Consider the following 246-nt stretch of genomic DNA (forward strand, 5'->3'; position numbering starts at 1 on the left):
AAAGTTGCCGTGCAGGAGCAGGGCAAGCCCGAACATAAAGAAATTCAGCATGTCCGGGGTCAGGTTTAGTTGCCTGAGCTGCGGCAGGTATTGCAGCAGGAATGCAGCCAAAACGAGTGCCGCAAATAAACGACTCAGCCACGGGGATCGGTCTGCCCGGTCCCCGTCCTGTTGTGGGTCCGACTCGGTTTCCGCTTCGGGTACGCTCTGAGGCAGTTCCACAGGGCCTGTCCGGGTGGTGCGTCC

At 59.8% G+C, this 246-nt stretch carries 1 pseudogene; it reads right to left on the reverse strand.

Annotated elements, in window-relative coordinates:
• A pseudogene (locus ACRHNM_RS17750) lies at positions 1 to 246 on the reverse strand (short-chain fatty acid transporter); the annotation flags it as partial.

The sequence above is a fragment of the Psychroserpens mesophilus genome (assembly GCF_050617655.1).
GTDB classification, from domain to species: domain Bacteria; phylum Bacteroidota; class Bacteroidia; order Flavobacteriales; family Flavobacteriaceae; genus Psychroserpens; species Psychroserpens mesophilus_A.